The organism is Microbacterium phoenicis (genome assembly GCF_047302325.1).
Taxonomy (GTDB): domain Bacteria; phylum Actinomycetota; class Actinomycetes; order Actinomycetales; family Microbacteriaceae; genus Microbacterium.
This window is the reverse complement of record NZ_CP154849.1, coordinates 1,611,866-1,638,167: the sequence shown is the minus strand read 5'-3', so window position 1 is coordinate 1,638,167 and position 26,302 is coordinate 1,611,866. Positions and strand designations below refer to the sequence as shown.

Here is a 26,302-nt window from a genome sequence, read left to right as displayed (position 1 = left end):
CACTGACGAAGAGAATTCCAGGACGAGGAGCACAATGTCACACGAGGAAGAGCCGCAGGCGCTCGAGAAGGCTCACCGGCCTTCGTCGGGACTCGTCGTCGCGGTCGCCGACCCCGTGCAGAACCCCGGTCTGCCACCCCACCGCGAGCGGATGACCGACAAGGACCCGGCGGCGATGAGCCGCGCGGTCCGCACCGTCTACACGCTGTTCTACATCTCACTCGCTGCGAGCCTCTGGGCTGTCGCCGCGTACATGCTCTTCCCGATCGAGAGCGGCAACTTCGGGGACATCCGGAGCAACAACCTCTTCATCGGCCTCGGGATCGGGTTCGCTCTTCTGACCATCGGGATCGCGGCGATCCACTGGTCGAAGGCGATCATGCCCGACAAGGAGCACATCGAGGCCCGTCACTCGACTCGCGGCAAGGAGTCGACGCGCGAAGCCGCCGTCAACGTCTTCCGCGAGGCGAACGAAGAGTCCGGCTTCGGGCGTCGCACCGCGATCCGAGGCGGTCTCATCGCTGCGGTCGTCGCATCGATCGTCCCCGGCGTCACGCTCTTCCGCGGCCTGGCTCCGCACTCCTCCGAGGAGAACCCGCTGGCCGGTGACCCGGTCGCCCTTCTGAAGCACACGATGTGGAAGGAAGGCGAGCGCCTGGCGCACGACCCCTCCGGCCTCCCGATCCGCGCGGCTGACGTCGCCCTCGGCTCGGCCGTCCATGTCATCCCCGAGTCCCTCAAGGATCTCGGTCACCTCGAGGGCTACCTGGAGGAGAAGGCGAAAGCGATCGTCCTCCTCATGCGTTTGCTCCCCGAGCAGCTCCCCGCCGAGTACAACCGCCTCGACTGGTCCTATGACGGGATCGTGGCGTACTCGAAGGTCTGCACGCACGTCGGATGCCCCGTCGCGCTGTACGAGCAGCAGACCCACCACCTTCTATGCCCCTGCCACCAGTCGCAGTTCGACGTGTCGCGCGGTGCCGAAGTCATCTTCGGCCCGGCCGCACGGCCGCTCCCGCAGCTGCCTATCGCGGTGGACGCAGAGGGCTACCTCGTCGCGAAGAGCGACTTCGAAGAGCCCGTTGGGCCCAGCTTCTGGGAGCGTCATTGAGCACCTCGACTGAATCAGCGCCGGCTACCGCTCTCGCCACGCCGGCCGAAAAGCCCCTCGGCGGCCGGTTCATCGGCGCGACGGCGAACTACATCGACGAGCGCACGAGCATCTCGGGCCTCGTCAAGGAGATCGGTCGCAAGATCTTCCCCGACCACTGGTCGTTCATGCTCGGCGAGATCGCTCTGTGGAGCTTCGTCGTCGTCTTCCTGTCGGGCTCGTTCCTGACCTTCTTCTTCGAAGCATCGATGGCTCCGACGCACTACAACGGCGCCTACGTTCCGTTGCGCGGTATCGAGATGTCCGCTGCGCTCGAGTCGACGCTGAACATCTCGTTCGACCTGCGCGGCGGTCTCCTGGTTCGTCAGATCCACCACTGGGCGGCTCTGCTGTTCATCGCGGCCATCGGCGTGCACATGCTCCGTGTGTTCTTCACGGGTGCATTCCGCAAGCCGCGCGAGCTCAACTGGGTGATCGGCTTCGTGCTGTTCATTCTCGCGATGGCGCTCGGCTTCACGGGTTACTCGCTGCCCGACGACCTCCTCTCGGGCAACGGTCTCCGCATCATCGACGGCATGATCAAGGGCCTCCCGCTGATCGGTACCTGGACCTCGTACCTCCTTTTCGGCGGCGAGTTCCCGGGTACGGCGATCGTCGGCCGTCTGTACACGCTGCACATCCTGCTGCTGCCGTTGATCCTCATCGCCCTGATCGCAGCCCACCTGATGCTGATGATCATCAACAAGCACACGCAGTTCGCCGGCCCCGGTCGCACGAATGACAACGTCGTGGGCTACCCGATGGTCCCGATCTACATGTCGAAGATGGGCGGCTTCCTGTTCATCACGTTCGGTGTCCTGGTGCTCATCGCCTCGATGTTCACGATCAACCCGATCTGGAACTACGGACCATACGACCCCTCCCCCGTTTCCGCGGGTACTCAGCCTGACTGGTACATCGGATTCGCCGACGGAGCACTGCGTCTGGCGCCGTCCAACCTCGACCTGGTGCTGTTCGACCACACCTTCTCGTTCGGCATCCTGTTGCCGGTCGCCGTGCTCGGCGTGTTCATCGTGCTCGTCGCGATCTACCCCTTCATCGAGGCGTGGGTCACGGGCGACAAGCGCGAGCACCACATCGCACAGCGCCCCCGTCACGCCCCGACGCGCACCGCGATCGGTGTGGCCGGTGTGATCTTCTACGCCGTCCTGTGGGCCGCTGCCTCGTCGGACATCATCGCGACGCACTTCCACCTGACGATGGAAGGCGTGATCCACTCCCTGCAGGCGCTGCTGTTCATCGGCCCCATCGTCGGGTACTTCGTCACGAAGCGCATCGCGATCGCACTGCAGAAGAAGGATCGCGAGATCGCGCTCCACGGCTACGAGTCGGGTCGCATCGTCCGCCTGCCCGGCGGCGAGTACATCGAAGTCCACCAGCCCGTCGACGCCTACGAGCGTGTGAAGCTGATCGACTTCGAGGTTCACGAGCCCCTCGTGGTTCGTCCGAACGACAACGGTCGCATCCCGTGGCACCAGAACGTCCGCGCCTCGCTGTCGCGGTGGTTCTTCGAAGACCGTCTGTCCCCGGTCACGCAAGCCGAAGTGGATGCCGCGATCGCTCACCAGCACCACGAGCTCGAGCACATCGACCACGAGGAGCAGGAAGAGATCCGCGGCGCGCACGAGCGTGCCGGTGCGGTCGATGCCCCGCTCCACCCGATCGATGACGGCCACAACCCGGAGACGGCCAACCGTCCGTCGAACATCATCGTGGTGGACGAGGACTCCAGCAAGAAGAACGACCGCCCGAGCGACTGACCGCTCTGGCAGGAAAGCGGCGGGGTCTGACCGAAAGGTCGGACCCCGCCGCTGTTCTTCGTGCGTAGCGTCGACAGCATGACCCTCTCCCCTGCCGTCGTCCTGTCCTACTTCGAGACGAAGCTTCTCGTCGAAACCGACCCGAGTGATGTCTACGCAGCCCAGCAAGCGAACGATCCCTTCGTGCTGGTCGACGTGCGCAACAGGGAGGCCTGGGATCAGGGGCACGCCGCAGGCGCGATCCACATGCCCCACCGTGAGATCTCCTCACGCGCCGTGAGCGAGATCGCGTCGCATATCCCTGTTGTCGTCTACTGCTGGAGCCCTGGGTGCAACGGCGGGGCGCGAGGCGCCGCGGAGTTCGCACGTCTCGGCTACGCGGTGCGGGAGATGATCGGTGGATTCGAGTACTGGGCGAGGGAGGGACTCCCCGTCGAGGACGTCAACGGGCCGCTCCCCCGCCGCTTCGATCCTCTGGTGATGCCCGTCCGTCCTGAGCGCTGACGCGAGGGCCCCCGAGCGCTCCGAACTCCGAGGCGCGCTTCCCAGCGACGCGCCGACCCCCGAGATCCGCCCGTCGGCGGGTGATCGACGCGCCCGTGCCCCAGGGGGCCCCGCGTTGGCCCCAGCGGGGTCTCAGCGAGGTCCTGCTCGCTCCTGAGTACCGCTCCCCGAGACTGAGGGCCTGGGGGGTCGTTCACGGCCGACGAAAGACCTCCGAGAGTGCGCTACGAATGAAGCCGCCCGCCACAACAAGTGGCGGGCGGCTTCATTCGAGCGACGTCGTGATCGACGTCCAGAGAATGCATGACTCAGCGGGCGAAGTAGCCCCGGTAGTACTCGTAGACCCAGCCGACGATGGCGACGACGAAGATGCCGACGCCGATCGGGATCATGAACTCACCGACAGCAAGACCGATGAAGGCGATCGCGGCCGAACCGGCGAGGACGAGAGGCCACCAGGACCACGGCGAGAACTCGCCCATCTCGGGGTCGCCGTCATCGATGTCCGCCGTGAGCGAGTCCTCGGGAAGCGTGCCGCCCTGGGCCTTCTCGACGCGGCTCGAGTAGAACGCGATCATCGCGGCCATCATCGTCACGAAGACGAGGCCCACGGACCCGACCCACTCGATCCGGTTGAACACCGGCAACTGCGGGTGGGCGAGGATGTTCCAGCCGACGTACACGACGGCGACGAGGGCGAAGAACGCCGCCAGCACCCACCAGAGGTTGACGTTGGTCTTCACTTACTTGACCTCACCGTTCGACAGATCGACAACAGGGGCGTCGGGCGCGTCCTTCGCAGGGCCCACACCGACCGGGATGCCGGCTTCGGGGTGGTTCAGGTCGAAGGCCGGGCGTTCGCTGCGGATGCGCGGGATGGATGTGAAGTTGTGTCGCGGCGGCGGGCAGCTGGTCGCCCACTCGAGCGATCCGCCGTAGCCCCACGGGTCGTTGACCGTGACGCGGGGTGCGGTGCGTGCCGTGATCCAGACGTTCAGGAGGAACGGAACCATGGATGCCGCGAGGATCATCGAACCGACCGTCGAGACCTGGTTCTGCCACGTCCAGCCGTCCGCTGCCGAATAGTCGGCGTAGCGGCGGACCATGCCGTCCGCGCCCAGCCAGTGCTGGATGAGGAAGGTCATGTGGAAGCCGATGAACAGGAGCCAGAAGTGGACGAGGCCGAGGCGCTCGTTCAGCATCTTGCCGGTCCACTTGGGCCACCAGAAGTAGAAGCCCGCGAACATCGCGAACACGACGGTTCCGAAGACGACGTAGTGGAAGTGCGCGACGACGAAGTACGAGTCCGAGACGTGGAAGTCGAGCGGCGGCGACGACAGGATGATGCCGGTCAGACCACCGAAGACGAACGAGACGAGGAAGCCGAGCGCGAAGACCATCGGGGTCTCGAAGGTGATCGACCCTCGCCACATCGTGCCGATCCAGTTGAAGATCTTCACACCCGTCGGGACGGCGATGAGCATCGTCATCAGCGCGAAGAACGGCAGGAGGACGGCGCCGGTCACGTACATGTGGTGGGCCCACACGGACACCGACAGGGCGGCGATGGCAATCGTCGCGTAGACGAGCGTCTTGTATCCGAAGATCGGCTTGCGGCTGAACACCGGGAAGATCTCCGACACGATGCCGAAGAACGGCAGCGCGATGATGTAGACCTCGGGGTGCCCGAAGAACCAGAAAAGGTGCTGCCAGAGCAGGACACCGCCGTTGGCCGGGTCGTAGATGTGAGCGCCGAGGATGCGGTCCGCCGCAGCGGCGAAGATCGCTGCAGCGAGCACCGGGAAGGCCATCAGGATCAGGATGCTGGTGACCAGGGTGTTCCAGCTGAAGATCGGCATGCGCCACATCGTCATGCCGGGAGCACGCATCGTCATGATCGTGGTGATGAAGTTGACACCACCGAGAATGGTGCCGAAACCGCTCATGCCGAGACCCAGCATCCACAGGTCACCGCCGGCGCCCGGGCTGAAGCTCTCGCCTGCCAGCGGCTGATAGGCGAACCATCCGAACGCCGCTGCACCCTGCGGGGTGAGGAAGCCGGCGACGGCGATCGTCGAGCCGAAGGTGAACAGCCAGAACGCGAAGGCGTTGAGACGCGGGAACGCGACGTCGGGGGCACCGATCTGCAGCGGCAGCAGCGCGTTCGCGAAACCAGCGAAGAGCGGCGTCGCGAACATCAGCAGCATGATCGTGCCGTGCATCGTGAACAGCTGGTTGTACTGCTCCTTCGTCGGCACGATCTGCATGCCGGGCTCGAAGAGCTCGGCACGGATGATCAGCGCCATGACGCCACCGAGCATGAAGAACAGCACCGACGCGATCAGGTACATGTACCCGATCGTCTTGTGGTCGGTGGAGGTGATCCACTTGACGACGATGTTGCCCTTGTGCTCGACGCGCGAGCTGCTGAGGAGCGCAGCCTGGCGAGGGGGAAGCGTCGGGGCCGGAGGTGCGATGGTGGCCATCAGTTGTGCTCTCCCTCAGCGGCGGGCGCGCCGGTGCCGGGCGCGTTCTGTTGCCGGTCGAACGCGTCGTCGATGTCGCCGGTCTGACCCTTGGCCTTCAGCGACGCGATGTAGGTCTCGTACTCGGACTCGGAGACGACCTTCACATTGAAGAGCATCATCGAGTGGTACTGGCCGCACAGTTCGGCGCACTTGCCGACGAACGTGCCTTCCTTCGTGGGCTCGAAGGACCAGTAGTTCTCGCGGCCGGGGTACATGTCCTTCTTGTAGAGGAAGTCCACGATCCAGAACGAGTGGATGACGTCACGCGATTCGAGCTGCAGCGTGACCTTCTTGTTCACGGGCAGAACGAGCTCGGGGATGTCGTTGGTGATGTTGCCCTCGGCGTCGGTCTGCGCCTGGACGCCCATGGTCCACACCGGGTCCTGCGGGTCGTCGCAGTTGTTGCCGTTGTACTGGAAGTCCCAGGCCCACTGCTTGCCGATGGCGGTGACGCACACGTCGGGGTTCTCGTACTGCGTCTCGAGGATCGCCTGGTCACGCGCGGTGAAGGCGAAGAAGCCGAGAACGAGGATGACCGGGGTGATCGTGAAGAACATCTCGATCGGCATGTTGTAGCGCAGCTGGACGGGAAGACCCGACTGGCCCTTGCGCCGACGGTAGGCGATCGCCGCCCAGCCCATGAGGGCCCAGGTGATGACACCGACGGCGAGGACGACGATCCACGACGTGGTCCAGAGGCCCGCGATCATCGACGTGTGGTTCGTCGCCTGTCCGCCTCCCTCATCGAAACCGGGGAGGAAGCCGTTCGCTGTTGTGGGGCTGCACGCCGCGAGCGTGACCGCGGAGGCGATCGCAAGCGGGAGGGCTACCCAACGGAGTCGGCGGTTGACGCGCACGGTGCACCTTTCGGGGACATGAAGGTCAGACTCATGCCAGTCTAGGGCAACCTCTTACGGGATTCCGGCCATCCGCTCAGGATGCCGGGACCACGGGAGGGAACCCGGGATGGGTCAGTGGAAGCTGTCGCCGCAGGCGCAGCTGCCCGCAGCATTCGGGTTGTCGATCGTGAAGCCCTGCTCCGAGATCGTGTCCTTGAAATCGATCTTCGCGCCGTCGAGGTAGGGCACCGACATGTCGTCGACGATCACCTCGACACCGTCGAAGTCGACGGTCTGGTCGCCGTCGAGGTAACGCTCGTCGAAGTAGAGCTGGTAGATGAGACCCGAGCATCCGCCGGGCTGCACGGCCACCCGCAGACGCAGGTCATCGCGGTTCTCCTGCGAGAGCAGGCTCTTCACCTTGTCGGCCGCTGCCTCGGTGAGGGCGACGCCGTGTGCGGGAACGGTCTCGGTGGACTGCGTGGCGATGTCGGTCATGACTCTCCCCATGGTCGGGCCGCCAGTGCTCTTCAGGAACGGGGGCGGCGTGCTGACTCGATTCTACGTCGCGTCGCGCGGTCTGGTCGGGTGACGCGGGGATCCGCACACGCGGATCATTCGGATGCGTCGAGGGATTCCAGCAGGAGCGCTTCGGAGAGCAACGCGTGACGGAACGTGTCGACGTGGAGCGACTCGTTCGGGCTGTGCGCCCGCGCGTGGGGGTCTTCCACTCCGGTGACGAGGATCTCCGCGCCCGGGAACTCCTGGACGAGATCCGCGATGAACGGGATGGACCCGCCCACGCCGATGTCGACCGGCGTCCGTCCGTATCCGCTCTCGAGGGCGGCCCGCGCCTTCTCCACGGCGGGGCCCGACGTGTCGACGAGGAACGGGTTGCCGAAGTCGACGTCACGGAAGCTCAGGCGCGCTCCGAACGGCGCGTGCGCGCGCAGGTGCGTCTCGATCGCGGCGAACGCCTCGGCCGCGGCCTGGCCCGGCGCCACACGGGTGCTGATGACGACCGTGACCTTCGGCGACAGGGTGTTGGACGCGTTCCGGACGCTGGGCGCGTCGATTCCCGTGATGGTGATCGAGGGCTTGTTCCAGATCCGACTCAGGATCTCGTCGCGTCCGATGGGCGATACGCCTTCCGGCAGTCCGGCTTCGCTTCGAAGGATCTCCTCCGAGTACGGCGGGGTCGCGGCTTCCCGGGACGTCAGACCCTCCACCGCGACGGCACCGTCTTCGTCCCAGAGGGTCGCCAGCAAGGTGACCGCCGCCATCATGGCGTCCGGGACGGCGCCGCCGAACATCCCCGAGTGGGAGGCGTGGTCGAGCGTCTCGATGTCGAGGGTGAAGCGCGCGTTTCCACGCAGCGACACCGTCAGCGCGGGAGTCTCGGAATCCCAGTTGCCGGAGTCGGCGACGACGATGACGTCGGCGCGGAGCGCGTCGGCGTTGTCGCTCAAGAACTGCGCGAACGATGCCGAACCGGCCTCCTCCTCGCCCTCGAAGAACAGGTTCACGCCCAGATCGAAGTCGTCGCCGAGCGCGGCCTTCAGGGCGCGGAGAGCTCCGATGTGCGCCATGATCCCGGCCTTGTCGTCTGCGGCGCCGCGGCCGTAGATGCGGCCGTCGCGCAGCGTCGGCTCGAACGGCGGGGACTCCCACAGCGATTCGTCGCCGACCGGCTGGACGTCGTGGTGGGCGTACAGAAGGATCGTCGGCCGACCGTTGCGGGGTGCGCGCGTCGCGAGAACGGCCGGCATCCCCACCTCCCCCGTCTCGGGGATGACGGCGGTCTTGATCTCGACGCGCTCGAAGAGCCCGAGATCGTCCACGAGTGCCTTCACCGCTTCGGCGCTGCGCTGCACCTCGGCACGGTCGAAGCCGGGGAAGGCGACGGACGGGATGCGGACGAGGGCTCCCAGATCAGCGAGGGCGGCGGGGACCTGGGTGAGGGCCGCCTCCCGCACCGCAGTGGACCGGGTCGTGTCGGAGGTCATGCGGGTAATCTTATGTGGCACGCCTTTTTCGCCGATTCCGAGGAACCGCCCCGTGGCAAAGACACCGCCCCCCGCCGACACCGCCCCCGACGCCCCCGTCGGCTCGGGAAAGAACCGCCCGACGCCCACGCGCGCCGAGCAGGAAGCGGCGCGCAAGCGGCCCCTCGTCGCGAACACGAAGGAGGCGCGCGCCCGCGCGAAGGCCGAGCTCGCCGCGCAGCGCGAGAAGGCCCGCGTCGGCATGGCGAACGGAGACGAGCGGTACCTGACTCCCCGCGACCGTGGCCCCCAGCGCCGGTTCGCCCGCGACTACACCGATGCCGGATGGCACTTCGGTGAGCTCATCATGCCGCTGCTGGTGATCGTCATCCTCTTCGCGCTCGTTCCGAACACGGCCATCGTCTTCTACGCCTACGTCGGGCTCTGGGCCTACCTGCTCTTCGTGGTCGCCGACATGGCGCTGCTCTCGCGCAAGGTGAAGAAACTCGCCGCTGCCAAATGGGGCGACCGCCGCGAGAAGGGCCTCGGCTGGTACGCCGCGATGCGGTCGGTGCAGATGCGCTTCATGCGTCTGCCGAAGCCGCAGGTGGGGCGCGGCGAGTACCCGAACTGACCTCACGACGAAGGGCCCGCACGAGATCGTGCGGGCCCTTCGTCGTTGCGGCAGGATGCCGCGTCTCAGCGCACCAGGCCTCGGTTGAGCTGTCGTCCCCACAGCGGTCCGCGGTAGACGAACGCGCTGTAGCCCTGGACGAGGTCGGCGCCGGCCGCGAGCCGCTCCCGGACGTCGTCGGCGGTCTCCACTCCCCCGGCGGCGATCACGCAGAACTCGGCGGGGACTGCCGCGCGGACCCGACGGAGCACCTCGAGCGAGCGTTCGCGCAAGGGCGCGCCGGAGAGTCCGCCCGCGCCCATGGCCTCGACCTGATCGGCATCCGTCGTCAGCCCACTCCGGGCGATCGTCGTGTTCGTTGCCACGATCCCCGCGAGACCGGCGTCGACCGCCATCGTCGAGATGCCATCGATCTCCTCGTCGGAGAGGTCCGGGGCGATCTTCACGAGCAGGGGCGTGTCGCCGGCGGCATCCTTCACGGCCGTCAGCAGCGGCCGCAGGGTCTCGACGGCCTGCAGCCCGCGCAGTCCGGGTGTGTTCGGCGACGACACGTTGACCACGAGGTAGTCGGCGACGGGTGCGACGAGTCGCGTGCTCGCGACGTAGTCCGCCGTCGCGTCGGCGACGTCGACGACGCGGGACTTGCCGATGTTCGCGCCGAGGACAGGGCGCCGACGACGGCGGCGTATGCGGGCGAGCCGCTCGGCGACCACGGCCGCGCCCTCGTTGTTGAATCCCATGCGATTGATGAGCGCGCGATCGGCGGGCAGGCGGAACAGCCGCGGACGCGGGTTCCCGTCCTGCGGAATCGCGGTGACCGTCCCCACTTCGATGTGCCCGAACCCGAGCGCGTGCAGCCCCAGAGCTCCGATCGCGTTCTTGTCGAACCCGGCGGCGATGCCGAAGGGCGAGTCGAAGACGAGACCGAGGGCCTCGGTCCGGAGCTCCGGATCCGGCCTGGTCAGCCCGCGCACGACCGCGGAGAACGGGGGCACCGCGGCGAGGCGGATGACCGCCATTCCGAGGTGGTGGGCGGTCTCGGGGTCGAGCCGGCGCAGGACGAGGTCGAAGAGGAGTCGATACATCGGCTCCCAGCCTAGAGGCGGCGCTCGCGTGGTTCGCTCAAGCGTCCTGTCGCGGGGCGCGCTGCGCCTGGTCCGCCCGCAGGAGGGCGATCGCCGCATCGAAGTCGTCGAGGGTCTCGAACGCCTGGTAGACGCTGGCGAAGCGGAGGTAGGCGATCTCGTCGAGTTCGCGGAGCGGCCCGAGGATCGCGAGACCGATCTCGTTCGTGTCGATCTGCGAGACACCTGTCTGGCGGACGGATTCCTCGACCGCCTGGGCGAGCATCGCGAGGTCCGCCTCGGTGACGGGGCGGCCCTGGCAGGCTTTGCGGACGCCCGACATGACCTTCTCCCGACTGAAGGACTCGATCACACCGGATCGCTTGATGACGTTGAGGCTCGCGGTCTCGATCGTGGAGAACCGACCGCCGCATTCGGGGCACTGACGGCGGCGGCGGATGCTGAGACCGTCGTCGCTCGTGCGCGAATCGATGACACGGGAGTCGGAGTGGCGGCAGAACGGACAGTGCATGGCGGCATCCAGCCTACGCGTCGAAGCGCGCCGTGACGGCTTCGCCGTGCGCGGGCAGCACCTCGGCGTTCGCGAGCGTCACGATGTCGCGGTGGACCGTCTGCAGCGCCTCGCGGTCGTAGGCGATCACCTGCTGCGGCCGGAGGAAGGTGGATGCCGACAGGCCCGACGCGTACCGGGCCTGACCACCGGTCGGGAGGACGTGATTGCTGCCGGCGAGGTAATCGCCGAGGCTCACGGGGGTCCACTGCCCGACGAAGACCGCGCCCGCGTTGACGTACTCCTCGGGACGGGGGTCGCGCAGGTGGAGTTCGAGGTGCTCGGGAGCGTAGGCGTTGCTGAAGGCCGTGGCCGTCGCGATGTCGTCGACGAGCACGACGGCGGACTGGGGGCCCGCGAGCGCCTGAGCCACGCGCTCCGCATGGTGCGTGGCCGCGGCGCGCTTCTGGACCTCGGCCACGACGGCCTCGGCGAGCGTCGCCGAATCGGTGACCAGGACGGCGGCAGCCTGCTCATCGTGCTCCGCTTGGCTCACGAGGTCGGCCGCGACGAGGCGGGCATCGGCGGAGTCGTCGGCGACGATGAGGATCTCCGTCGCACCGGCCTCGGAGTCGGTGCCCACCATGCCCGCCACGACGCGCTTGGCGAGGGCCACGAAGTTGTTGCCGGGCCCGGAGATGACGTCAACGGGGGCGAGGTCGATGGCGGGAACGCCGTGCGCGTAGGCGCCGATGGCCCCTGCCCCTCCCATCGCGTAGACCTCGGTCACCCCGAGGAGTTTGGCGGCCGCGAGGATGACGGGGTGCACCCGGCCGTCGTGGTCGCGCTGAGGCGGAGAGGCGAGCGCGACCTGCTGAACGCCTGCCACCTGCGCCGGAACCACGTTCATGACGACGCTCGACGGATAGACGGCCTTGCCTCCCGGGACGTAGACGCCGGCGCGACGGACCGGACGCCAGTGCTGCTCGACGCGGGCACCGGGACCGATCTCGGTCACGACCGGAGCCGGCACCTGCGCGGCGGACGCCAGTCGTACGCGACTGATCGCGTTCTCGAGCGCGGAGCGGATGCCGGGATCGAGGGACGCGAGCGCCTCGTCGAGGTGCGCAGCGGGTACACGGACAGCGTGACCGTCGACGCCGTCGAAGCGAGAGGCCTGCTCGCGGAGCGCGACCTCGCCCCGCTCCGCGACGTCGGCGACCACGGCGGCCGCCGTGGCGAGCGCCTCGTCGCGGGCAGCCGTGGCCCGGGGAACAGCGGCGAGGAGGTCGGTCGGCGTGACGGCGCGACCCCGGAGGTCGATCGTGCGGAGCATCCCTCCAGGCTACCGGCGGCTCAGCCCCGTGTGACGCCCGAGACGTCGGTCAGGTACCCGATCCGGCCGTCCTCGTGACGGACGACGAACGAGTCGCCGCGGTCTTCGATGACGAGCGCCCAGGCCGTCGGGCCGACACGGAAGAGCGGCGCGCCGTTCTCATCGACGACATCACGCTCGACCGGCGCGAGGGCCCAGAACGCCTGATGCGCCGATGCGGAAGCCGGTGCGGGCTCGTCGTCCTCCGCCGGCGCTCCGAAGGGGGTCGGGTCGGGCTCGACCTCCGGCGCCGCCATCGTGAATCGTGCGTCCGAGAGAGGACGCGCGACCACGGGACGCGCACGACGAGCCACGCGGTGAGCGGGCGCCTCGGCCCGGTGGAGGAAGTCCTCGTGGAACGGCGGGATGAACGGTGCGAAGACCGTCAACGCGACCTCGGCGGCCATCAGGAGGACCTCGACCCAGACCACCCAGCTGCTCAGCCAGACACCGGTGGCGGCACCGCGGGCGATGTTCGTCCACAGCCAGCTCAACCAGAGGACGGCGGAGACGGAGAACGCGACGGAGGCGAACTGGTCGACGCCGAGGGAGCCCACGCGGCGGATGCCGTCCGGCGAGAACCGGCGAAGGGTGATGAGGAACACGGCGACTGTCGGTGCGGCGATCGACAGGACCCAGTCGATGCCCGAGGTCCAGACCGACCCGCCGCCGAGGAGGCGGGTGAATTGGTTGTCGCCGTAGAGCGGGAAGAACGAGAAGAGGAACGCGAGCGCCCACACGCCCAGGAGCGAGACCTCGCGAAGGGAGAAGGGGCCGATCCCGTACTGCGGCGGGATGTGGCCCTCACCGGATGCCGCTGCGCCGGATTCGAGCGCGGCAGGTGACCCCGTCACGGCGGGATCGTCGACGACCGTCTCGGCCTCGACGGGCTCCGAGGCAGGCGCGTCGGCGTCAGCCGTGGCATCCGTCGAGAAATCGTAGGCTTCGGTCTCACGATCGAGGCCGTCCGCGTCGACGGCGGCGGTCTCGGGAGCCCGGACCACCGTGACGTCGAGGTCCTCGACGGTGCTTCCGGCGTCGTCGGGCGACTCGGGGTTCGTCTTCTGGTCGGTCACGGTGCTCCTTCCGAACAGCGCGGATCAGCGCCGCCTGCGATCCTACCCGCGTCGGCCCTGCGGATCAGCCCGCGCGACACGGCCTGTCGCACTCGCTCAGCCGAGGCACTGCGGACCGAGCAGCCCCTTCAACTCGCCGTACAGGTCGACGGTGACGCCTACCTGCGCCGGCACCTCGAAGACCTTCGCGACGCCGCCCTTGTGCAGCTTCAGCGTCACCTCCGTCGTCCCGGGGTGACGGTCGAAGACTGCCGCGAGCTGCCCGATCGTCGTCTCGGTCGCGCGATGCTCGGGCAGCAGCAGGACGAGCGGACCCGCGGCATCCACCGATCCGAGATCCGGGACGAATGCCGACTGGCCGTGCAGGTTGCGACCGTCGTCGCGCTGCGAAACGCGCCCTCGGACGACGAGGATCGAGTCGGCGACGAGCATCGACTGGAACTCGGTGTAGGTCTTGCCCATGAACATGACGGTCACCTCGCCGTCGAAGTCCTCGACGGTGATCATGCCGTAGGGGTTGCCGCTCTGCTTGGCGACGCGGTGCTGGACGCTCGTGACGAGGCCTGCCACGGTGACGATGTCGCCGTCGGAGATGTCCTCAGAGACCAGCAGGTCGTGGATGGACGTCGACGCGTGCTTCGCGAGCGGGATCTCGAGACCCGCCAGCGGATGGTCCGAGACGTAGAGGCCGAGCATCTCGCGCTCGAAGGCGAGCTTGTCCTTCTTCGTCCACTCGGGCCGTTCCGGCACGCGTGCGACCTGCTGCGGCTCGTCGTCGCCCCACAGGCTGTCGAAGTCGAACCCGACCTCGCCGTTGGCCTCGCGGCGCTTGTCGAGGACGGCCTGCTCGACGGCGTCCTCGTGGATTTCCATGAGGGCACGCCTCGTCGACCCGAGCGAGTCGAAGGCCCCGGCCTTGATGAGCGACTCCACGGTCCGCTTGTTCGCGACGTGGACCGGGACCTTGCCGAGGAAGTCGTGGAAGCTCGCATACGGACCGTCCGAGCGGGCCGACACGATCCCGTCGACGACGTTCGTCCCGACGTTGCGGACGGCGCCGAGGCCGAAACGGATGTCCTCACCGACGGCGGCGAAGAACCGGATGGACTCCCCCACGTCGGGCGGCAGCACCCGGATGCCCATGCGGCGGCACTCGTTGAGGTACACCGCCATCTTGTCCTTCGAGTCGCCGACGCTCGTGAGGAGGGCGGCCATGTACTCGGCGGGATAGTGCGCCTTGAGATAGGCCGTCCAGTAGGAGACGAGGCCGTAGGCGGCCGAGTGGGCTTTGTTGAACGCGTAGTCCGAGAAGGGGAGCAGGATGTCCCACAGCGACTTGATCGCCGCCTCACCGAAGCCGCGCTCCTTCATGCCGCCCGAGAAGCCCTCGTACTGCTTGTCGAGCTCCGACTTCTTCTTCTTGCCCATCGCGCGACGCAGGATGTCCGCCTGGCCGAGCGAGAAGCCGGCCACCTTCTGCGCGATCGCCATGACCTGCTCCTGGTAGATGATCAGGCCGTAGGTGGTGTCGAGGATATCGCGGAGCGGCTCTTCGAGCTCGGGGTGGATAGGGGTGATCGGCTGCACGCCGTTCTTGCGGAGCGCGTAGTTGGTGTGCGAGTTCGCGCCCATCGGACCCGGGCGGTACAGCGCGATGACGGCCGAGATGTCCTCGAAGTTGTCCGGCTTCATGAGGCGTAGCAGGGACCGCATCGGGCCGCCGTCGAGCTGGAACACACCCAGGGTGTCGCCGCGGCTCAGGAGGTCGTACGCCGCTCGGTCCTCGAGTTCGAGGTGCTCGAGGTCGAGCTCCTCACCGCGGTTGGTGCGGATGTTGTCGAGGGCGTCCGAGATGATCGTGAGGTTTCGGAGCCCGAGGAAGTCCATCTTGATCAGGCCGAGGGTCTCGCACGACGGGTAGTCGAACTGCGTGACGATCTGGCCGTCCTGCTCGCGGCGCATGATCGGGATGATGTCGATCAGCGGCTCGCTCGACATGATGACGCCGGCGGCGTGGACGCCCCACTGGCGCTTCAGGCCCTCGAGCCCGAGGGCGCGGTCGAAGACCGTCTTCGCGTCGGGATCGGTGTCGACGAGCGAGCGGAACTCGCTGGCCTCCTTGTAGCGCGGGTGCTTGGAGTCGAACATGCCGCCGAGCTCCATGTCCTTGCCCATGACGGGCGGCGGCATGGCCTTCGTGAGTCTCTCGCCCATGGAGAACGGGAAGCCCAGGACGCGACCGGCATCCTTCAGTGCCTGCTTCGACTTGATGGTCCCGTAGGTGACGATCTGCGCGACGCGCTCGGACCCGTACTTCTCGGTCACGTAGTCGATGACCTCGCCGCGGCGACGGTCGTCGAAGTCGACGTCGAAGTCGGGCATCGACACGCGGTCGGGGTTCAGGAACCGCTCGAAGATGAGGCCGTGCTCGAGCGGGTCGAGGTCGGTGATGCGCATCGCGTAGGCGACCATCGAGCCGGCACCGGAGCCACGCCCGGGCCCGACGCGGATGCCGTTGTCCTTCGCCCAGTTGATGAAGTCGGCGACGACGAGGAAATACCCGGGGAAGCCCATCTGCAGGATGATCCCGGTCTCGTACTCGGCCTGCTTGCGGACGCGGTCGGGGATGCCGCCCGGGTACCGGTAGTGCAGGCCCGCCTCGACCTCTTTGATGAGCCAGCTGTCCTCGGTCTCGCCGTCGGGGACGGGGAAGCGCGGCATGTAGTTGGCGGAGGTGTTGAACTCCACCTCGCAGCGCTCGGCGATGAGCAGCGTGTTGTCGCACGCCTCTGGGTGGTCGCGGAAGAGCTGGCGCATCTCCTGCGCCGTCTTGATGTAGTACCCGTCGCCGTCGAACTTGAAGCGGTTGGGGTCGTCGAGCGTGGACCCGGACTGGACGCACAGGAGCGCCTCGTGCGCGTCGGCCTCGTGCTGGTGCGTGTAGTGGGAGTCGTTGGTGGCGACCAGCGGGATGCCAAGATCCTTCGACAGTCGGATGAGGTCGGTCATGACGCGGCGCTCGATCGACAGACCGTGATCCATGATCTCGGCGAAGTAGTTCTCCCTGCCGAAGATGTCCTGGAACTCGGCGGCGGCGGCGCGTGCCGCGTCGTACTGGCCGAGCCGCAGACGGGTCTGCACCTCACCCGAGGGACACCCTGTCGTGGCGATGAGTCCCTTGCCGTAGGTCTGCAAAAGGTCGCGGTCCATGCGGGGCTTGAAGTAGTAGCCCTCGATGCTCGACAGCGAGCTCAACCGGAAGAGGTTGTGCATGCCCTCGGTGCTCTGACTCCACATCGTCATGTGGGTGTACGCACCCGAACCCGAGACGTCGTCGCTCTTCTGGTCGGGCGATCCCCACGCCACGCGCGATTTGTCGCTGCGGTGCGTGCCGGGCGTGACGTACGCCTCGAGACCGACGATCGGCTTGACGCCCGCTGCCTTGGCAGCGCGATAGAACTCGAACGCCGCGAACGTGTTGCCGTGGTCGGTGACGGCGATCGCCGGCATCCCGTAATCAGCGGCGGCCTGCGTCATCGCGCCGATCTTCGCGGCCCCGTCGAGCATCGAGTATTCGCTGTGGACGTGCAGATGAACGAAGGAGTCGGATGCCACGGATCGAGTCTACGTTCCGCCTCGGACAGGGCGCCTAGGCTGATCGACATGACCACCCCCGAGTTCGTCCTGACCCTCCGCGAGAAGATCGGCACCGCACCGCTCCCCCTGGTCGGAGTCACCGCGATCGTGTTCCGCGACGAGAAGGTCCTCCTCGGCAAGCGCGCCGACAACGGCGAATGGCAGGCGGTCTCGGGGATCGTCGAGCCCGGCGAGGAGCCGGCCGACACGGCCGTCCGCGAATGCCTCGAGGAGGCGGGCGTCGTCGTCCGCGCGACGCGGCTCGCCGCGGTGCAGCAGGTCCCCCGCATCGTCTACGCCAACGGCGATCAGGTCGACTACCTCGATCTCGTCTTTCGCTGCGATTGGGTCTCGGGCGACCCGCATCCCGCCGACGGCGAGTTGACCGAGGTCGGCTGGTACGGCCTCGGCGAGCTGGTCGAGGTCGATCAGACGCACGTACGGAAGATCGCGCTCGCGATCGCCGAGGACGACCCGGCCACGTTCGCCGGCGGGCGCTGACTCTTCGTCGATCTCCCGGACGTCACTGGTCGCGGAGGATCTCCAGAGCACCTGCGAGGTCCGCCGGGTAGTCCGATCGGAACGTCGCCCAGTCCCCCGTGGACGGATGCGCGAACGACAGTTCGTGCGCGTGCAGCCACTGGCGCGTGAGCCCGAGCTTCTGCGCCAGCGTGGGGTCGCCGCCGTACAACGGATCGCTGACGCAGGGATGCCGGTGCGCGGCCATGTGCACGCGGATCTGGTGCGTGCGACCGGTCTCGAGGTGGACCTCGAGGAGCGACGCCCGAGGGAACGCCTCGAGCGTCTCGTAGTGGGTCACCGAATCCTTGCCGTCGGGGATGACCGCGAACTTCCACGAATGGTTCGGATGACGCCCGATCGGAGCATCGATCGTTCCGACCAGGGGGTCGGGATGCCCCTGGACCACGGTGTGGTAGATCTTGTCGACTTCGCGCTCCTTGAACGCGCGCTTGAGCGCCGTGTACGAGCGCTCGGTCTTCGCCACCACCATGAGGCCGCTCGTGCCGACGTCGAGCCGGTGCACGACCCCCTGCCGCTCGGGCGCACCGGACGTGGCGATCCGGAAGCCGGCGGCGGCCAGGGCGCCGACGACGGTCGGCCCCTCCCACCCGAGCGACGGGTGAGCCGCGACGCCGGCGGGCTTGTCGACCACGACGATCTCGTCGTCGTCATGGACGATGCCGAGATCGGGTACCGCGATCGGCACGATCTCGGGGCCGCGCTTGTCCTCCCAATCGACCTGCAGCCAGGCGCCGGCGACGAGCTTGTCGGCCTTGCCGACCGTGCGCGCGTCGAGCTGGACACCACCCGCCTCCGCGACCTCCGCCGCGAAGGTCCGCGAGAATCCGAGGAGCTTCGCGAGCGCCGCATCGACGCGCGTGCCGTCGAGTCCGTCCGGAACAGGAAGGCTACGGCTGGGCATGAGGATCCGCCGACGTGGACGCGTCGTCGTCCGCATTCGACGAGGCCGCATCAGCCGAGGTCGCGGCGCGCGCGGCATCCTTCTCGCGCGTGCCGTCGAATCGGAGACCGATGAGCACCAGGATCGCGACCGCGATCATCATCGTGACGATGAACATGTCCGCGACGTTGTAGATGGCCGACGGGAACCACAGCCACAGCCAGGGTGTGTGGATGAAGTCCACGACGTGTCCGACCAGGAAGCCGGGCGCGCGCAGCAGACGGTCCGTGAGGTTCCCGAGGATGCCGCCGAGCAGCAGTCCGAGCACGACCGCCCAGGCGCGGGTGCGCACGCGCGTGATGCCCAGGGCGACGATCGCGATCGCCGCTGCGGCGAGCACAAGGGTGAAGACCCAGGTCACGCCCTCACCGAGCGAGAACGCCGCGCCCGGATTGAACGTCAGGTAGAGCTGGAGGAAGTCCCCGATGACGGGCACGGCCTGACGCTCGGGCAGGTTCTGGAGAGCGAGGTACTTCGTGAACTGATCAGCGGCCAGCACCAGCACCGCGAGGATCGCGATGGTGGTGCCGGCCGCTGCGGCGCGCAGTGTCGTCCGCGTCGCGGACGTTCGGCTCGACAATGTGCGAGTGGTCAGGACGCGGGGATGGGCGTCGAGCCCGACGTTCCGGCGACGTCGAGGTCGCGGAGCTTGTCCTCGATGAAGCCACGGAGCTGAACGCGGTAGTCGCGCTCGAACTGCCGGAGCTCGCTGATGCGACCCTCGAGCGTGCCACGCTCGCTCTCGAGGCGCGTGATCTCGTCGCGCGCCTTCGAACGTGCGTCGTTGAGGATGGCGTCGGCCTCGGCCTGCGCCTCGGAGATGAGCTTCTCCTTCTGAGCCTTACCCTCGGCGACGTGCTCGTCGTGCAGACGCTGCGCGAGCTCGATGATGCCGGCAGAGGCGGCGGCGGGAGCGGTACCTGCGGCGACGGGAGCCTCGGTCGGCTCGGCCGGGGTCGGGACCTCCTCGACGACCTGGGTCTCGGGCGCTGCTTCAGCCTCGGGAGCGGACTCCTGGGCAGCGGGGGTCTCGCCGGACTCGTAGGCGGCGAGCTTCGCCTTCAGTTCCTCGTTCTCGGCGATGGTCTTACGCCACTCGATGACGATCTCGTCCAGGAAGTCGTCGACCTCGTCGGGGTCGAAGCCCTCCTTGAAGCGGACATGCTGGAACTGCTTGGTGACGACGTCTTCGGGAGTCAAAGGCATGTGTCTTTCCTCTTTCGGGGCTCAGGAGGCGGGCCGGTCAATGAAGACCCGCGAGGCGCGAGCCGTACCCCGACAGCATAGTCCGCGGCTGTCATGGGTGCGACGAGGGCGCGGTCAGTATCGGCTCAGCACCTGCGTGATCGACAGCAGCACGAAGCAGCTGAGCATGGTGATGGGGAAGGCGAGGTCCAGGGCGATGGGACCGATGCGCAGTGGAGGGATGAAACGACGGAAGAACTTGATGGGCGGATCCGTCACCGTGAACACGACTTCTGCCACGACGAGCCAGCCGCCGCGCGGACGCCACTCCCGATTGAACATCGGGATGTACTCCAGGACCAGACGTGCCAGGAGGAACAGCACGTAGATGAGCAGGAGCGCGTTGAGGATCCCGGCGATGAGGCCGATGACCGACACGGCGTCAGTGGGTGAAGGGGGTGGAGTCCGTGTCACCCTGGGCGATCGCGCCCTCGCCCGACACGGCGACGTTCTCGGGCGAGAGCAGGAAGACCTTGCTCGTCACGCGCTCGATACGCCCGTACAGACCCAGCGACAGACCGCTCGCGAAGTCGATGAGGCGGCGCGCGTCGGCGTCGCTCATCTGCGAGAGGTTGATGATGATCGGGATGCCGTCGCGGAAGTTCTCGGCGATCGCCTGCGCGTCGCGGTACTGCTTCGGGTGGACCGTGACGATCTCGCTCACCGTCGCCGGAGCCGGCTGACGAACGACAGCGGGGCGGTGGATGGGCGTCACCGGCGCCGTCTTGTTCTCGACCTGCTTCTCCCGGCTCTCGCGGCGCGGAGTCGGCTCCTCGTAGACCTCTTCCTCATCGGCGAGGCCCAGGTACACCATGGTCTTCTTGAGCGGGTTCGACATCGCATCCTCCGTATTGCTCGTCTGTGACGAGGCTATCCGTGCACGGGCCTCGGGCCCGTGATTGCCGAACCGATCCGCAGGTGTGTCGCACCTGCCGCGATCGCTTCGACGAAGTCGCCGGTCATCCCGGCGGAGATCCAATCGGCATCCGGCACGACCGTCCGGACGCCGGCTGAGTAAGAGGCCAACCGCTCGAAGGCGGGCGCGGGCTCCTCGCCCAGGGGGGCGACGGCCATGACGCCCCGCAGGCGGAGCGACGGACAGGTCGCGGCGACGTGCTCGGCGAGCTCGTCCACACCCGATGGGGCGACTCCCCCACGTCCCGGGTCTTCGGTCAGGTTGACCTGGATGAGGACGTCGAGGACGTCGGCGTCATTCGCCCGCGCGGCGTGCAGCGCGTCGGCGAGGCGAGTCCGGTCGAGCGAGTGCACGGCATCCGCATCGCGGCGCACCGCCCGGGCCTTGTTCGTCTGCGCCTGCCCGATGAAGTGCCATCGGACCGGGTCTCCGGCGTAGGCCTCGCGCTTCGCGCTGAGCTCCTGCTGGCGGTTCTCACCGACGTCGGTCACGCCGAGTCCGGCGAGGTCCTGCACGAGGTCGACGGGGTGGAACTTCGTGACGACGATGCGGGTGATCCCCGACGGATCGCGGCCCGCCGACCGAGCGGCATCCGAGATGCGCGCGTCGATGTCGGCGAGCCGCGAACGCAGATCCACGATCCGGTTACTTCAGGAAATCGGGGATGTCGAGGTCGTCGTCGCCGAATGCCGAGTCGTAGTCGCTCGACGAGGACGGCGCGGACACCGACACCGACTCGCGCGTACCGGTGCTCTCGGCGGCCGCGAGGTCGCGCGCCACCGTGTCGGCCGGAAGCGGCGGCAGGACCGGAGCGGATGCCGGGCGGCTCGCTGTGATCGGCTCGACCTTCACCTGCGGCTCACCGCCGTCGAACCCGGCGGCGATGACCGTGACGCGCACCTCGTCGCCGAGGGTGTCGTCGATGACCGTACCGAAGATGATGTTGGCCTCGGGGTGCGCGGCCTCCTTGACGAGCTGCGCCGCATCGTTGATTTCGAAGATGCCGAGGTTCGACCCGCCCTGGATCGAGAGCAGCACGCCGTGCGCACCCTCGATCGAGGCTTCGAGCAGCGGGGACTCCACCGCGAGCTCGGCGGCCTTGATGGCCCGGTCGGCACCGCGAGCGGAGCCGATGCCCATGAGCGCGGATCCGGCACCCTGCATGACCGACTTGACGTCGGCGAAGTCGAGGTTGATGAGACCGGGGGTCGTGATCAGATCCGTGATGCCCTGGACACCGGCCAGGAGGACCTGGTCGGCCGTGGCGAACGCCTCGATCATCGAGATGCCGCGGTCGCTGATCTCGAGCAGGCGGTCGTTCGGAACGACGATGAGGGTGTCGACCTCTTCCTTCAGCTTCGAGACGCCCGACTCGGCCTGGGTCTGACGGCGGCGTCCTTCGAAGGAGAAGGGCTTGGTCACGACACCGATGGTGAGCGCGCCGATCGACTTCGCGATCCGTGCGACGACGGGAGCGCCACCGGTGCCGGTGCCACCGCCCTCACCGGCGGTCACGAAGACCATGTCGGCCCCCGCGAGAGCCTCTTCGATCTCCTCGGCGTGATCCTCGGCGGCGCGTCGGCCGACCTCGGGATCGGCGCCGGCGCCGAGACCGCGGGTCAGCTCGCGACCCACGTCGAGCTTGATGTCGGCGTCGCTCATGAGCAGCGCCTGGGCGTCCGTGTTGACGGCGATGAACTCGACGCCGCGAAGGCCGAGCTCGATCATGCGGTTGACGGCGTTGACACCGCCACCGCCCACGCCAACGACCTTGATCACAGCAAGGTAGTTCTGGTTCTGGCTCACGCCGGCCTCCGTATCGTCCTGAACCTCGAGTGCAAACCTTCAACCTCAACCAGAGGTTTAAAGAATTGCCGAGTATGCAATTCCTGATTCCGAAGGTATGCGTCGATGAGACGCCCGCCCGCATCGCAGCGGCGTGTCGTCGGATCGGATTTCCGCGTCAGCGGATGACGACGGCGGAGGGCGACGAGACGTCGTACTCCTCGACCTCGGACGGGGGTTTGGCGGTCATCGCGGCCGACAGCACCCGAGCTTTCTCGAGCGGCTCCTCAGGGCTCCCCCACAGCACGTCCGCGCCGTCGATCGTCAGCGTGACGTCATCCGGGGTGGTCGCGGACATGGCGCTGATCTGCGTGCGGAGGTCCGCCGGGAGCGACCGGTAGACGGCGCCGACCGCCCGGAAGGCGCGCGACCCCGCACCCCCCGACGCGTCGATGACGGGATACCCCTCGGGTGCATCCTTCGTCGTCGCGAGGACGACACCTGCGGCATCCACGAGCGAGAAGCCCGCCCTCGTGGAGACGACACCGACAGGGGTCCGCTCGACGATCCGCACCACGAGCTCCTGCGGCGGTCTCGCCTCGATCGAGTAGCTCTCGACGAGGGGGAAAGCGACCAAGGCCGCCTTCACGTCGCTCGAGTCGATCAGCGCGAGCGGCGTGCCCATCTCGCCGGCGAGGGCCTTCTCCACGGCGGCGCCGGCGAGACGGTCGGTCCCCACCACCGTGATCTTCGACACCGCGAACAGCGGGCTGTACGCCGTCGCGATCGCGCCCAGACCGACGAGTACGACGGCGGCGAGTCCACCGAGCCACGCGTACCGGCGGCGGCGCTGACGCACGGTGAAGCGCCGGACCTCGCGACGCAACGCACGTCGGCGGGCGCGTGCCGCCGCCCAGACGTCGCGCATGCTGAGCGGTCGCTCCGGCTCGGCATCCTCTCGGGGCGTCTCCGGCGCGACATCGTCCGGCTGCTCGGTCGGCGTGAACGGGACGACCCGCCCGAGTCGGCCGGGCCGCGACGGCTCGATGACCTCGGTGACCTGCGCATCGGAGGTCGCCGTCCCGTCCTCAGCTGCGGACGGTGCGGCGGCGGGATCGATCAGCAGCTCCGGTTCGCGAGCGCGCTCGGCGCGCGACGGCTCCTCGGGACGGCGCGTCGGCGTCGACGGGAGCGGCGACGGCCGCCGCATCTCAGTTCCGCTCCATCTTCAGGCCCGGCCCACGGTCAGTTCTCCGCCGAACCGAGGGCGTCGAGGACCTGCGGGATGATCCGGTACACGTCGCCGCACCCGAGGGTGATGATGTAGTCGCCCGGGCGGGCGATGGATGCCGTGTACTCGGCAGCCTGCTGCCAGTCGGCCACGAAACGCACCCGGTCCTGATCATCGAACGCCCCGCTGACGAGCGCGCCGGTGACACCCGGCACGGGGTCCTCGCGGGCACCGTACACGTCGAGGACGACGGTCTGATCGGCGCGCGACTCGAGAACGTCGGCGAACTCGCGGTACATCGCCTGGGTGCGCGAGTACGTGTGCGGCTGGTGGAGCGCGATGATGCGCCCCTCGCCGACGACGGTGCGGGCCGCTGCCAGGGCGGCGTCGACCTCCGTCGGGTGATGCGCGTAGTCGTCGTAGACCGATACGCCGGAGCGGATGCCGTGCAGTTCGAACCGGCGAACGGTGCCGCCGAACTCCTCGACCGCACGCACGGCGGGCTCGAGCTCGTGACCGAGCGTCAGCAGAACGGCCACCGCGCCGGCCGCGTTGATGGCGTTGTGCGCGCCGGGGACGGCGAGGGCGCCGGATGCCGCGCGTCCCCCGTGGTGGATAGTGAAGGACACCGGCCCCTCCGTGACGATGTCGCTCACGCGGACGTCGGCGTCGGGCGACGTCCCGAAGGACACCACGTTCGCGTGGGTCAGGGCGCCGGCGACCTCGCGGGCACCGGGGTCGTCGGAGGAGATGACGACCGCCTGGGACGCGGCATCCGCGAATCGGACGAACCCGTCATAGAAAGCCTCGCGCAACCCCCAGTGGTCGAGGTGGTCGGGGTCGACGTTCGTGATCAGAGCCACGGAGGTGTCATAGAGGAGGAACGAGCCGTCGGACTCGTCGGCTTCGATGACGAAGAGATCATCCGATCCGGTGCCGCTCGAGACGCCGAGCGATGCGATGACTCCGCCGTTGACGAACGTCGGGTCGGCCCCGATGGCGCGGAGCGCGGTGACGATCATGCCCGTCGAGGTCGTCTTGCCGTGCGCCCCGGCGACGCTCACCAGGCGGCGGCCTCCGACGAGCCAGTGGAGCGCCTGCGAGCGGTGGATGACGGCGACGCCGCGCTCCTTCGCCCGGAGGTACTCGGGGTTCTCGGGCCAGATCGCCCCGGTGAACACCACCGCATCGACGCCGTCCGGCAGGTTCGACGCATCGTGACCGACGTGCACATCGGCTCCGCGGGCGGCGAGAGCGCGCATCGTGGCACTGTCGGAACGATCGGATCCCGAGACGCGGATGCCGCGGTCGAGGAACATCCCGGCGAGTCCCGACATCCCGGAACCGCCGATCCCGATGAAGTGGGCGGCGGTGATGTCCGTGGGGATGGGGAGCGAGAGATCGGGGCGAATCATGGCCCGTCAAGTCTAGATCGGGCCCACCGGGAGGACGCTGCGGCGCGCTGGGGCGACGGGCCCGGCGGCTCAGCGACCGAGTGCGCGATCGATGAGCGCGACGACGTTCTCGCTGCCCGCTCGCGTCCCCACCGTCGACGCCGCGTCACGCATGCGGTCGAGGGCTTCCGGGTCGGCGAGCAGCGGAACGACGCTCGAGCGGATGCGGTCCCCCGTGAGCTCGCCGTCCGGAATGAGCACCGCGGCACCGGCGGCGACCGCGGACGCGGCATTGAGCGCCTGCTCGCCGTTGCCCACCGCATACGGCACGTAGACCGCAGGGATGCCCAGAGCGCTGATCTCGCTCACGGTCGCCGCACCGGAGCGCGACACGATCGCGTCGGCGAGGGCGAAAGCGAGGTCCATGCGGTCGATGTACGGAACGACTCGGTAGGCGTCGTCGCCGGGGTCGGCGATGTCGTTGCGCTCTCCGGCCGCATGCAGAACCTGCCATCCCGCGGCGACGACGTCCCGCCACGAATCGGCGAGGGCGCGGTTGATGCGGACGGCCCCGAGCGAGCCGCCGAAGACGAGGAGGACCGGCCGTTCGGCGTCGAGGCCGAACGCCTCTGCGGCCTCCGCTCGGAGCGCTGCCCGGTCGAGGTGCACGATCTCGGGACGCAGCGGCATCCCGACGACCTCCGCACCACGCAGCGGAGTGCCCTCGAAAGCGACACCGGATGCCGCGGCCCGCCGCGCGCCGAGGACGTTGGCGAGTCCCGGCTTGGCGTTCGCCTCGTGCACGACCACCGGGACGCCCGCGCGCCGCGCAGCGACATACGCGGGAGCCGAAGCGTAACCACCGAAGCCCACCACCACATCGACCCCCCGCTCGCGGATGTGCCCTCGGACCTGACGCACCGCGCGCGCGAAACGTGCGGGGAAGCGGAGAGCCGCGGCATCCGGTCGACGCGGGAAGGGCACCTTGTCGACGAACAGCAGCTCGTAGCCGCGCAGAGGCACCAGCCGCGCTTCGAGCCCTTCGCGGGTGCCGAGGACCAGAACGGTGGCGTCGGGTTCGCGAGCGACGAGAGCGTCGGCGACGGCGAGCAGCGGATTGACGTGGCCCGCGGTCCCGCCGCCGGCCAGAAGGTACGTGGTCACC

The 26,302-nt window shown here is 68.2% G+C and carries 25 protein-coding genes; 5 read left to right on the top strand and 20 right to left on the bottom strand.

The window, feature by feature from the left end:
- Positions 1–34: 34 nt before the first annotated feature.
- The 3 genes from ABCU91_RS08000 to ABCU91_RS07990 all read left to right on the top strand — a co-directional run bounded on the left by ABCU91_RS08000 (position 35) and on the right by ABCU91_RS07990 (position 3,435).
- Positions 35–1,111 carry a ubiquinol-cytochrome c reductase iron-sulfur subunit gene (locus ABCU91_RS08000; RefSeq protein ID WP_307468871.1) on the top strand — a complete coding sequence of 359 codons (1,077 nt, stop codon included), beginning with the start codon at positions 35–37 and terminating at the stop codon, positions 1,109–1,111.
- Entirely contained in the window at positions 1,108–2,931 is a 1,824-nt protein-coding gene (locus ABCU91_RS07995; RefSeq protein ID WP_413353341.1) for a cytochrome b, read from the top strand. The genes ABCU91_RS08000 and ABCU91_RS07995 overlap by 4 nt, the downstream gene beginning before the upstream one ends.
- 78 nt (positions 2,932–3,009) lie before the next feature.
- A complete protein-coding gene (locus ABCU91_RS07990; RefSeq protein WP_406924470.1) occupies positions 3,010–3,435 on the top strand; it encodes a rhodanese-like domain-containing protein in 426 nt (141 codons plus the stop codon).
- Between the two features lie 308 nt (positions 3,436–3,743).
- Here the strand turns inward: ABCU91_RS07990 and ABCU91_RS07985 are convergent, their stop codons facing one another.
- From ABCU91_RS07985 to ABCU91_RS07965, 5 genes are all read right to left on the bottom strand, one after another.
- Positions 3,744–4,178 (bottom strand): cytochrome c oxidase subunit 4, encoded by a 435-nt coding sequence (locus tag ABCU91_RS07985; RefSeq protein ID WP_091352812.1) that lies wholly within the window; start codon positions 4,176–4,178, stop codon positions 3,744–3,746.
- Positions 4,179–5,921: a cytochrome c oxidase subunit I gene (gene ctaD / locus ABCU91_RS07980; protein WP_133399447.1), complete on the bottom strand. Its 1,743-nt coding sequence runs from the start codon at positions 5,919–5,921 to the stop codon at positions 4,179–4,181.
- Positions 5,921–6,820, bottom strand: a complete 900-nt coding sequence (gene coxB / locus ABCU91_RS07975) for a cytochrome c oxidase subunit II (RefSeq protein ID WP_406924471.1) — start codon at positions 6,818–6,820, stop codon at positions 5,921–5,923. Before coxB ends, ctaD begins: the two co-directional genes overlap by 1 nt.
- 114 nt (positions 6,821–6,934) lie before the next feature.
- Positions 6,935–7,300 carry an iron-sulfur cluster insertion protein ErpA gene (erpA, locus tag ABCU91_RS07970; RefSeq protein WP_091352806.1) on the bottom strand — a complete coding sequence of 122 codons (366 nt, stop codon included), beginning with the start codon at positions 7,298–7,300 and terminating at the stop codon, positions 6,935–6,937.
- A 116-nt stretch (positions 7,301–7,416) separates the two neighbouring features.
- Positions 7,417–8,808: a dipeptidase gene (locus ABCU91_RS07965; RefSeq protein ID WP_413353340.1), complete on the bottom strand. Its 1,392-nt coding sequence runs from the start codon at positions 8,806–8,808 to the stop codon at positions 7,417–7,419.
- 52 nt (positions 8,809–8,860) lie between these two features.
- Here ABCU91_RS07965 and ABCU91_RS07960 point away from each other — a divergent pair, with 52 nt between their 5' ends.
- Positions 8,861–9,421 (top strand): DUF3043 domain-containing protein, encoded by a 561-nt coding sequence (locus ABCU91_RS07960; protein ID WP_406924473.1) that lies wholly within the window; start codon positions 8,861–8,863, stop codon positions 9,419–9,421.
- Positions 9,422–9,486: 65 nt separating this feature from the next.
- Here ABCU91_RS07960 and ABCU91_RS07955 read toward each other — a convergent pair whose 3' ends face one another.
- The 5 genes from ABCU91_RS07955 to dnaE all read right to left on the bottom strand — a co-directional run bounded on the left by ABCU91_RS07955 (position 9,487) and on the right by dnaE (position 17,062).
- Entirely contained in the window at positions 9,487–10,506 is a 1,020-nt protein-coding gene (locus ABCU91_RS07955; protein ID WP_133399445.1) for a quinone-dependent dihydroorotate dehydrogenase, read from the bottom strand.
- Positions 10,507–10,543: 37 nt separating this feature from the next.
- Positions 10,544–11,017: a transcriptional regulator NrdR gene (gene nrdR, locus ABCU91_RS07950; protein ID WP_091352791.1), complete on the bottom strand. Its 474-nt coding sequence runs from the start codon at positions 11,015–11,017 to the stop codon at positions 10,544–10,546.
- A 13-nt stretch (positions 11,018–11,030) separates the two neighbouring features.
- Positions 11,031–12,332, bottom strand: coding sequence for a histidinol dehydrogenase (gene hisD / locus ABCU91_RS07945; RefSeq protein WP_413353339.1), 1,302 nt, complete (start codon positions 12,330–12,332; stop codon positions 11,031–11,033).
- A gap of 20 nt (positions 12,333–12,352) precedes the next feature.
- Positions 12,353–13,447, bottom strand: coding sequence for a hypothetical protein (locus ABCU91_RS07940; protein WP_413353338.1), 1,095 nt, complete (start codon positions 13,445–13,447; stop codon positions 12,353–12,355).
- Between the two features lie 96 nt (positions 13,448–13,543).
- Positions 13,544–17,062, bottom strand: coding sequence for a DNA polymerase III subunit alpha (dnaE, locus tag ABCU91_RS07935; protein ID WP_413353337.1), 3,519 nt, complete (start codon positions 17,060–17,062; stop codon positions 13,544–13,546).
- 48 nt (positions 17,063–17,110) lie between these two features.
- On the opposite strand from dnaE, the gene ABCU91_RS07930 reads away from it, so the two are divergent.
- Entirely contained in the window at positions 17,111–17,584 is a 474-nt protein-coding gene (locus ABCU91_RS07930) for an NUDIX hydrolase (RefSeq protein WP_133399441.1), read from the top strand.
- 22 nt (positions 17,585–17,606) lie between these two features.
- On the opposite strand, the gene ABCU91_RS07925 is transcribed toward ABCU91_RS07930, so the two are convergent.
- The 10 genes from ABCU91_RS07925 to ABCU91_RS07880 all read right to left on the bottom strand — a co-directional run bounded on the left by ABCU91_RS07925 (position 17,607) and on the right by ABCU91_RS07880 (position 26,301).
- The gene (locus ABCU91_RS07925) at positions 17,607–18,527 is read right to left on the bottom strand and encodes an RluA family pseudouridine synthase (RefSeq protein ID WP_413353336.1); all 921 of its coding nucleotides are present in this window, start codon (positions 18,525–18,527) and stop codon (positions 17,607–17,609) included.
- The gene (gene lspA / locus ABCU91_RS07920; protein WP_133399439.1) at positions 18,514–19,146 is read right to left on the bottom strand and encodes a signal peptidase II; all 633 of its coding nucleotides are present in this window, start codon (positions 19,144–19,146) and stop codon (positions 18,514–18,516) included. The genes ABCU91_RS07925 and lspA overlap by 14 nt, the downstream gene beginning before the upstream one ends.
- Positions 19,147–19,157: 11 nt before the next feature.
- On the bottom strand, positions 19,158–19,772 hold the full coding sequence (locus tag ABCU91_RS07915; RefSeq protein WP_091352762.1) for a DivIVA domain-containing protein: 615 nt from the start codon (positions 19,770–19,772) through the stop codon (positions 19,158–19,160).
- Between the two features lie 114 nt (positions 19,773–19,886).
- A complete protein-coding gene (locus tag ABCU91_RS07910; RefSeq protein ID WP_091352759.1) occupies positions 19,887–20,189 on the bottom strand; it encodes a YggT family protein in 303 nt (100 codons plus the stop codon).
- 4 nt (positions 20,190–20,193) lie between these two features.
- Entirely contained in the window at positions 20,194–20,649 is a 456-nt protein-coding gene (locus ABCU91_RS07905) for a cell division protein SepF (protein ID WP_091352756.1), read from the bottom strand.
- Between the two features lie 32 nt (positions 20,650–20,681).
- On the bottom strand, positions 20,682–21,365 hold the full coding sequence (locus ABCU91_RS07900; RefSeq protein ID WP_091352753.1) for a YggS family pyridoxal phosphate-dependent enzyme: 684 nt from the start codon (positions 21,363–21,365) through the stop codon (positions 20,682–20,684).
- Positions 21,366–21,372: 7 nt separating this feature from the next.
- Positions 21,373–22,533 carry a cell division protein FtsZ gene (gene ftsZ, locus ABCU91_RS07895; protein WP_091352750.1) on the bottom strand — a complete coding sequence of 387 codons (1,161 nt, stop codon included), beginning with the start codon at positions 22,531–22,533 and terminating at the stop codon, positions 21,373–21,375.
- Between the two features lie 157 nt (positions 22,534–22,690).
- Positions 22,691–23,722: a cell division protein FtsQ/DivIB gene (locus ABCU91_RS07890; protein ID WP_413353335.1), complete on the bottom strand. Its 1,032-nt coding sequence runs from the start codon at positions 23,720–23,722 to the stop codon at positions 22,691–22,693.
- 35 nt (positions 23,723–23,757) lie between these two features.
- Positions 23,758–25,158, bottom strand: a complete 1,401-nt coding sequence (gene murC / locus ABCU91_RS07885) for a UDP-N-acetylmuramate--L-alanine ligase (protein WP_413353334.1) — start codon at positions 25,156–25,158, stop codon at positions 23,758–23,760.
- Positions 25,159–25,227: 69 nt separating this feature from the next.
- On the bottom strand, positions 25,228–26,301 hold the full coding sequence (locus tag ABCU91_RS07880; RefSeq protein ID WP_413353333.1) for a UDP-N-acetylglucosamine--N-acetylmuramyl-(pentapeptide) pyrophosphoryl-undecaprenol N-acetylglucosamine transferase: 1,074 nt from the start codon (positions 26,299–26,301) through the stop codon (positions 25,228–25,230).
- Position 26,302 lies beyond the last annotated feature (1 nt).